The 7,269-nt window shown below is 73.0% G+C and carries 8 protein-coding genes; 5 read left to right on the top strand and 3 right to left on the bottom strand.

All coding sequences use genetic code 11. The features are described from left to right. Positions 1-308 precede the first annotated feature (308 nt). The 3 genes from purD to G407_RS28165 are packed head-to-tail and all read left to right on the top strand — an operon-like array spanning position 309 to position 3,503. On the top strand, positions 309-1,565 hold the full coding sequence (purD, locus tag G407_RS0116400) for a phosphoribosylamine--glycine ligase (RefSeq protein WP_029031696.1): 1,257 nt from the start codon (positions 309-311) through the stop codon (positions 1,563-1,565). A gap of 37 nt (positions 1,566-1,602) precedes the next feature. Then, a complete protein-coding gene (locus G407_RS28170; protein WP_043540011.1) occupies positions 1,603-2,511 on the top strand; it encodes an alpha/beta hydrolase in 909 nt (302 codons plus the stop codon). Next, the gene (locus tag G407_RS28165; protein ID WP_245259107.1) at positions 2,508-3,503 is read left to right on the top strand and encodes a patatin-like phospholipase family protein; all 996 of its coding nucleotides are present in this window, start codon (positions 2,508-2,510) and stop codon (positions 3,501-3,503) included. The genes G407_RS28170 and G407_RS28165 overlap by 4 nt, the downstream gene beginning before the upstream one ends. Here G407_RS28165 and G407_RS0116385 read toward each other — a convergent pair. Together G407_RS0116385 and carA are read right to left on the bottom strand one after the other, a co-directional pair. Continuing rightward, complete coding sequence (locus G407_RS0116385) at positions 3,488-3,844, bottom strand: c-type cytochrome (RefSeq protein WP_029031695.1); 357 nt, start codon at positions 3,842-3,844, stop codon at positions 3,488-3,490. The genes G407_RS28165 and G407_RS0116385 overlap by 16 nt on opposite strands. A gap of 88 nt (positions 3,845-3,932) precedes the next feature. Beyond that, positions 3,933-5,153, bottom strand: a complete 1,221-nt coding sequence (gene carA, locus G407_RS0116380; RefSeq protein WP_029031694.1) for a glutamine-hydrolyzing carbamoyl-phosphate synthase small subunit — start codon at positions 5,151-5,153, stop codon at positions 3,933-3,935. A 197-nt stretch (positions 5,154-5,350) separates the two neighbouring features. Here carA and G407_RS0116375 point away from each other — a divergent pair, with 197 nt between their 5' ends. Together G407_RS0116375 and G407_RS28160 are read left to right on the top strand one after the other, a co-directional pair. Then, a complete protein-coding gene (locus tag G407_RS0116375; protein WP_029031693.1) occupies positions 5,351-5,812 on the top strand; it encodes a GatB/YqeY domain-containing protein in 462 nt (153 codons plus the stop codon). Positions 5,813-5,915: 103 nt separating this feature from the next. Beyond that, the gene (locus tag G407_RS28160) at positions 5,916-6,821 is read left to right on the top strand and encodes a sugar phosphate isomerase/epimerase family protein (protein WP_052341461.1); all 906 of its coding nucleotides are present in this window, start codon (positions 5,916-5,918) and stop codon (positions 6,819-6,821) included. Here G407_RS28160 and G407_RS0116360 read toward each other — a convergent pair whose 3' ends face one another. Beyond that, positions 6,822-7,268, bottom strand: coding sequence for a YaiI/YqxD family protein (locus tag G407_RS0116360; protein WP_029031692.1), 447 nt, complete (start codon positions 7,266-7,268; stop codon positions 6,822-6,824). Position 7,269: the final 1 nt, after the last annotated feature.

Below are 7,269 nucleotides of genomic sequence, written 5' to 3'. Positions count from 1 at the left end.
TCTCCTGAAGCTCGTGTTGTCGCAAACCCAAGCTTCCGGGATCCCCGATCCCGTTCAAGTCCCCTCCGTCTCACTTCTGTCCGGCCCTACACAGCGCCTCCCGCCCCCTCGGGGCGGGGACGATCCGCGGAGCGGATCGGGGGCGGGGTCCTCCGGCGCGACGCATCTCTGTTCGGCTCCGCCGAAGCGCGCCTTCGGCGCCCCCCCTCCGTCTCGTCGGCTTCGCCGCCGAGCCACCTCCCCCGATGGGGGAGGAGCTCGGGGGAGGAGCGTGGACGGCCGCCGCGCCCTGCGCTACACGGATCGCCATGAACGTCCTCCTCATCGGATCCGGCGGGCGCGAGCATGCGCTCGCCTGGAAGCTCGCGCAGAGCCCGCTCTGTCGTGCCCTCTTCTGCGCGCCCGGCAACGCGGGAACGGCGGAGGTGGCGACGAACGTCGCCCTCGACGTCGCCGACCACGCCGCCGTGATCGCCTTCTGCCGCGCGTCGACGATCGGCCTCGTCGTCGTCGGCAACGAGGCGCCGCTGGTCGCCGGGCTCGTCGACGATCTCGCCGCGGCCGGGATCAGGGCCTTCGGGCCGACGAAGGAGGGCGCCCGGCTCGAAGGCTCGAAGGCCTTCACCAAGGCGATCTGCGACGAGACCGGCGCGCCGACCGCCGCCTATGCCCGCTTCGATGCCGCCGAGCCGGCGCTGGCCTACGTGCGCGCGCGCGGCGCGCCCATCGTCGTGAAGTACGACGGCCTCGCCGCCGGCAAGGGCGTCGTCGTCGCGGAGAGCACGGCCCAGGCCGAGGAGGCGGTGCGCGCCATGCTCGCCGGGCCCGGCGACGCGCTGGTGATCGAGGACTTCCTCGACGGCGAGGAGGTGAGCCTGTTCGCGCTCTGCGACGGGACGACGGCGCTGCCGCTCGCCTCGGCGCAGGACCACAAGCGCGCCTTCGACGGCGACGTGGGCCCCAACACCGGCGGCATGGGCGCCTACTCCCCCGCGCCGGTGCTCACGCCGGAGCTGCGGGCCCGCGCCATGGCCGAGATCGTCGAGCCCACGCTCGCCGCGATGCGCGCACGCGGCACGCCCTTCGTCGGCGTGCTCTACGCCGGCCTGATGATCGGTGCCGAGGGCCCCAGGCTCGTCGAGTACAACGTGCGCTTCGGGGATCCGGAGGCGCAGGCCCTGATGCCGCGCCTCGAGGGCGATCTCCTCGCCGCCATGCTCGCCGCCTGCGCGGGGCGCCTCGCCGAGGTCTCCCTCGGCTGGCGGGACGAGGCGGCGCTCGTCGTCACGCTGGCCGCGAACGGCTATCCCGGCGCGGTCGAGACGGGCAGCGAGATCCGCGGCCTCGCGGCGGCCGCCGCGCAGCCGGGCGTGCGGGTCTTCCACGCCGGCACGCGGCGCGACGGCGAGCGGGTGCTGGCGAGCGGCGGACGCGTCCTCTCCGTGGTCGGGCTCGGTGCCGATGTGGCGCAGGCGCGGGAGCGCGCCTATGCCGGGGTCGACGCCGTCGACTGGCCGGAGGGTTTTTGCCGGCGGGATATCGGTTGGCGGGCGCTCGCGCGTTAGGGTACGACATCAACGACGCAAGCCCGGAGGCGCGCGCATGTCGGACCTGTTCCCAGGCTTCACCTCGCACTGGCTCGACACCGAGATCGGTCGCGCCTTCGTGCGCAAGGGCGGGGACGGGCCGCCGGTGCTCCTCCTCCACGGCTTCCCCCAGACGCACGTCATGTGGCACCGGATCGCCGCGGATCTCGCGCGCACGCACACCGTCGTCCTGATGGACCTGCGCGGCTACGGCTGGTCGAGCGCTCCCGCGGGCGACGCGCGCCACGAGACCTATTCCAAGGCCGCGATGGGGCGGGACGCCGTGCGCGTCATGTCCGACTTCGGCTTCGCCCGTTTCGCCCTCGTCGGCCACGACCGCGGCGCGCGGGTCGGCTACCGGCTCGCGCTCGATCATCCCGGGCGGCTGTCGCACCTGGGCATGCTCGACATCCTGCCGACGTTCCACGTCTGGCGCGAGATCGACGCCGGGCGCTTCCCCGCCGCGCATTGGGAGTTCCTCGCCCGTCCCGCGCCGGAGCCCGAGGAGGCGATCGGCAAGAATCCCGCGGCCTTCTTCGACAAGCTGATGGCCGGCTGGACCCGCGAGGGGTCGCTCGCGCCCTTCGATGCGCGCGCGCTCGACGCCTACCGCAAGGGCGCCAACGAGCCCTCGCGCATCCACGCCATGTGCGAGGACTACCGCGCCGGCGCGAGCCTCGACCGCGCGGCCGACGAGGCGGACCTCGCGGCCGGGCGCACCATCCTGTGCCCGGTGGCGCTCGCCTGGGGCACGTTCTTCCTCACCGGCCGGGACGAGGGCGGGCCGACGCCGCTCGACGTCTGGCGCGCGAGCTTCGCGCCGCACGCGGGAGGCCGGCAGGTCGAGGCCGGGCACTTCGTCGCCGAGGAGGACCCCGCCGGCACGCTCGCCGTGATCCGCGACCTCCTGGAGACGCCGGCGTGAGCCGTCGTTCGGACCTGCGCCCCACGCGCGCCCAGGCCGCACGCCGCCGCGCCGCCTTCACGCCCCGCGAGCGCGAGGGCCGGCTCGTGCCGCGCAACGGCGGGCCGACGGTCGGCCTCGCGCTCGGCTCGGGCGGCGCGCGCGGGCTCGCGCACATCGTCGTGCTGGAGGCGCTCGACGAGATCGGCATCCGTCCCGCAGCGATCGTCGGGTGCTCGATGGGGGCCGTCGTCGGCGCCGCCTATTGCGCCGGGATCCCGGCGCGGGCGCTGCGCCAGCACGTGCTCGACGCCATGGAGGATCGTGCGCGGGTGATGGCGCGGCTCGTCGAGGCGCGGGTCGGGCGGCTCGTCGACGTCTTCAACGGGCTCGGCAACCCGCTGCTCCTGGACGGCGAGAAGATCCTCGACGCGTTCTGGCCCGGCGGCGTGCCCGCGCGGATCGAGGAGCTCGAGATCCCCTTCGAGGCCGTGGCCTGCGACTTCTTCGCCCGCTCGGAGGTGACCTACGCCCGCGGGCGCCTCGTGCCCGCGGTGGCGGGGTCGATGGCGATCCCGGGCCTGTTCAAGCCGGTGGCCTTCGAGGGCCGCACGCTCATCGACGGCGGGGCGGTGAACCCGCTGCCCTTCGACAACCTCATCGGCAAGGCCGACGTCGTCGTCGCCGTCGACGTCGCCGCCGGCCCGGCGCTCGACCCGTCGCGGCTCGTGAGCGGCATCGACGTCTCCTTCGGCGCGGTCGAGATCATGCAGGAGGCGATCGTCCAGGCGAAGCTCAAGCTCGCCTGCCCGCAGATCATGCTGCGCCCGCCCGTGCAGGCCTTCCGGGTGCTGGAGTTCTTCGAGGCGAAGGCGCTGTTCGAGGCGGTGGAGCCGATCAAGGACGCGCTCAAGCGCGAGATCGAGCGCCAGCTCGGGCTGGTGGGCCGCAGCGAGAGCGCGCCCGCGACGCTCGGGCCGCCGCCGACCGGCGGCCCTCAGCCCTCCGGCTGAACCGAGCGCAGGTAGGCGATGATGTCGCCGACGTCCTCCGGCGAGAACACGAATTGCGGCATCTGCTGGACGCCGTCGTGCACGACGAGGATGCCCTCGCCGAGCGCCTCCTCGAGCGCCTCGACGGGGTAGTTCTCCGACAGCGTGCGGAAGGGCGGGGCCGACGGGTGCGGGCTCTCGCCGGTCTCGCCGATGGCGTGGCAGATCGCGCAGTTCTGCCCGAGGATGCGCTCTCCCCGCGCGATGTCGCCCGTGTCGCCCTGAGCGCGCGCGAAGCCGACCACCATGGAGCCGCCGACGAGGACGACGAGCATCGCTCTGATCAGGGGGCCGGCACGCATGACGAATCTCCTCGAGGCCGCGCCCCGGAACGGGGCGTCGGCGCAACGGTGGTCCGACATGGTTAACGTATGTTTAACGCGGCGGAATTCAGGCAGCCGCCGCGTTCGTCCTCATCAACGACACGAAGCGGCCGAAGAGATAATGGCTGTCGCGCGGGCCGGGCGCGGCCTCCGGGTGATACTGCACGGAGAAGGCCGGCGCGTCGGTGAGGGCGATGCCGCAGTTCGAGCCGTCGAACAGCGAGACGTGCGTCTCCTCGACGCCCGCCGGCAGCGTGGCGGTGTCCACCGCGAAGCCGTGGTTCATCGACACGATCTCGACCTTGCCGGTGGTCTTGTCCTTCACCGGGTGATTCGCGCCGTGATGGCCCTGCATCATCTTCTTGGTCTTGGCGCCGATGGCGAGGCCGAGCATCTGGTGCCCGAGGCAGATGCCGAAGGTCGGGATCTTCTTGTCGAGGATCGCGCGGATCGTCGGCACGGCGTACTCGCCCGTCGCGGCGGGGTCACCCGGGCCGTTGGAGAGGAAGACGCCGTCGGGCTCGAGCGCCAGGATGTCCTCGGCGGTCGCCGTCGAGGGCACGACGGTGACGCGGCAGCCGGCGTCGGCGAGGAGGCGCAAGATGTTGCGCTTCACGCCGTAGTCGATGGCGACCACGTGGTGCTGCGCGTCGGTGCGCCGGCCGTAGCCGCGGCCGAGCTCCCAGGTCGTCTCGTCCCATTCGAAGCGCTGCGTCGCCGCCACCAGCGGCACGAGGTCGAGCCCGGCCATCGAGGGCAGCACGCGGGCGCGCGCCTTCAGGTCGTCGAGATCGAAGCGTCCCGCCGGATCGTGCGCGATGATGGCGTTGGGCATGCCCTTGTCGCGGATCAGCGCGGTGAGCGCGCGCGTGTCGATGCCGCTGATGCCGGCGATGCCGCGCGCCTTCAGCCAGGCGTCGAGGTCGCGGCTCGCGCGCCAGCTCGACGGATCGGTGATCGGGGCGGCCATGACGACGCCCCGCACGCCCGACGAGGCGGCGGCGTTCACCGTCTCGACGTCCTCGTCGTTGACGCCGACATTGCCGATGTGGGGGAAGGTGAAGGTGACGATCTGCCCGGCATAGGAGGGGTCCGTCAGGATCTCCTGGTAGCCGGTCATCGAGGTGTTGAAGCAGACCTCTCCGGCGGCCTCGCCGACCGCACCGATGCCGTGGCCCTCGAGCACGGTCCCGTCCTCGAGCACGAGCACGGCGGTCGCCTTCGGCTCCTCCCAACCCTGCGCGGGCGAGGGGGCGGGCGGCGGGGCTTGGCGTGTCTCTTGCGGCATCGGAGGGTTCTCTCGTAGATGGGGGGCCGGCATCCGGGCCGACCGGCGGCGAAGCCGGTCGATCCCGCCGCGCCGGCACGGCCGCGGCGTCGGGTCCTCGGCGTCGGTCCTTGCGGCCTGGACTTAAGCACGGGGCCTCGCCCCGTCAATCGCGACCCCGGCCTCGCACGAGACGAGGCCACCCCAGGAGAGAGACGATGTCGCTGCGCGCGCGCTTCACACAGGAAATCAAGGACGCCATGAAGGCGGGCGAGAAGCGCAAGCTCGGCACCGTGCGCATGATCCAGGCGGCGGTGAAGGACAAGGACATCGAGGCCCGCGGCGCCAACCGCGGCGAGGCCACCGACGAGGAGATCCTCGCTCTCCTCCAGAAGATGATCAAGCAGCGCCAGGAGAGCGCCCAGGTCTACGCCGAGAACGGCCGCGAGGAGCTCGCCGCCCAGGAGCGCGAGGAGGCCGAGATCATCCAGGGCTTCCTCCCCCGCCAGCTCGACGAGGCGGAGATGCGCGCCGCGATCGAGGCCGCGATCGCCGAGACCGGCGCGACCTCGATGAAGGACATGGGCAAGGTCGTCGGCAAGCTGCGCGGCGAGTACGCCGGGCGGATGAACTTCGCCAAGGCGAGCGCGCTGGTGAAGGAGATGCTGCCGAAGGGGTGACGAAGGGCCGTCCGCGTCCTCACGGGCATCCCGCCTTCATCACGCCGTCATCGCCGCGTGGTCTCACCGCGCCGCGCGGAGAGGCGGGGCGAGGAGGCAACGGATGACGGACATCATCGTCGGGATGACGGCGCAGGTGGCGCGCCCGGACGGGACGACGCTGGCGCACGAACTCGATCGGCTGGAGCGGCTCGGGGTCGACCTGGTCGAGATCCCGCTCCTGTCGCTCGACGTGATGGCGCGGGCGCGAATCCTTCCGGGACCTCTGGGGCGGCTGGTCGAGGCCTGCGCGGGGCGCGCGCCGGACTTCAGCGTCCACGCCGCGATCGGGCTCAACTTCTTCGGCGCGCCCGAGCACCTGCCGCTGCATTTCGACGTGCTGCGCGCGAGCCTCGACGTCGCGGCGCGGCTCCGGGCGCGGCACGTGGTGATGCACTCGGGCTTCTGCGCGGGCGACGCTCCGGATCTCGAGGATCGCTACGCCCGCCAGCGCGCGTGGCTCGCCCGCGCGGGCGTCGAGGCGGCGGCGCGGGACCTCGTGATCTGCGTGGAGAACATCTTCCCCTTCGGTCCGGGCGTGCACACGGCCTCGCCGGCGCGCCTCGCCCGCGAGATCGCGGCCCTCGGCGACGCGCACGTGCGCGCCACTCTGGACGTCGGCCACGGCTTCCTCCACGCCGGCGCGCGGGGCGGCGACGCCTTCGCCGAGGCGGTGACGCTCTCCGAGGTCGCCGCGCACGTCCACCTGCACGATTCCTTCGGCGTGCCCGAGGACACGTTCTGGGCCTATACGGAGGCCGAGAAGATGCATTTCGGGCTCGGCGACCTGCACCTGCCGCTGGGGTGGGGCGGCCTGCCGCTCGAGCGGCTGATGCGCGAGGCGCGCTTTCCCGAGAGCTGCAGCTTCGTGGTGGAGCTGCCCGAGCGCTTCGTCTGCGAGGCGGCCGAGACGCTGGCCGAGGCCCGCCGGCTGGCGAAGCTCGCCCGCGAGGCGGCCCGCGCCGCCTGATCAGCGCGTCGCCCGGCGCAGCTCCCGGTCGAGCGCGGCGCGGAAGGCGGAGCGGTCCTTCGGCGAGAAGGGCCTGGGCCCGCCGGTGACGGCGCCCGCCTCGCGCAGGTCGCTCATCAGGTCGCGCACCGCCCGCGCCATGCCGATCGAGGCCGCGTCGAAGACCTTTCCCGTCGGCGCGAGCGCCACGGCGCCGGCCTTGACGCAGCGATCGGCCAGCGGCACGTCGGCGGTGACGACGACGTCCCCCGGCGCGACCCGCTCGGCGATCCAGTCGTCGGCGACGTCGAGGCCGCCGGGCACGATCACCCGCTCGATCGTGGGATCGGGCGGCACGCGCAGGAACGCGTTGGCGACCACCTTCACCGGCACGCCGAAGCGAGCGGCCACGGCGTAGGCCTCGTCCTTCACGGGACAGGCGTCGGCGTCGATGTAGAGGATGGTCATC

It is taken from the genome of Salinarimonas rosea DSM 21201, assembly GCF_000429045.1.
Taxonomy (GTDB): domain Bacteria; phylum Pseudomonadota; class Alphaproteobacteria; order Rhizobiales; family Beijerinckiaceae; genus Salinarimonas; species Salinarimonas rosea.
Note: the sequence above shows the minus strand (reverse complement) of the source record. Positions and strands in the feature narration are given on the sequence as shown.